The organism is Roseateles sp. P5_B10, from assembly GCF_056400485.1.
In genome coordinates, this window is sequence record NZ_JBFULE010001620.1 from 1 (window position 1) to 593 (window position 593).

Sequence of the window (593 nt, forward strand, 5' to 3'; positions counted from 1 at the left end):
TCGCAGCAGAGCGTGCTCAAGCTGCTCCAGTAAGTCTGGTGGTGGCACCAAGATTACCGAACGGCGGGAGAAATCCCGCCGTTTTTCGTTGGTCGGGGGTAGTCAGCGGCGCGTCGCCCGGCATCCTGGCTTTCCCCAAACTGAAGACGTGGGCGGCTGAATGCTGGTATTATTCGAATCGCAGGCGTATTTTCGGGGTTCCTGGATAGTCATGCCCGCCCGAAACGTGGCACCAGATACCGTTGGCTTTGCATGTGGCCTCACGGCTGCTGCGGGGAGGAGAGCTGAATGCCTTTGCGAGTCGAACTGAAGCCGGGTGAGCGAATCATCATCGGTCAGAGCGTGATCACCAATTCCGATACGCGCACGGCGTTCCTGATTGATGGCGATGCACCGATCATGCGTGAGAAGGACATTCTCACGGCGGAGACTGCTACGACGCCGGTGAAACGAGTCTATCTCTGCGTGCAGATGATGTATCTGGAGAACGATATCCCGGCATATCAGGAGCTATATCTCGGCTTCATCAAGGAATTGATTGAAGCGGTTCCGAGTTTTCGTGAGACGATCGAGGACGTCAGTAAGCTTATTTT

The 593-nt window shown here is 55.5% G+C and carries 1 protein-coding gene; it reads left to right on the plus strand.

Annotated elements, in window-relative coordinates; genetic code table 11:
• Window positions 1-288: 288 nt before the first annotated feature.
• Window positions 289-593, plus strand: a 305-nt coding sequence (gene flbT, locus AC1DU6_RS34940) for a flagellar biosynthesis repressor FlbT (RefSeq protein WP_477863124.1), incomplete at its 3' end; no start/stop codon positions are given.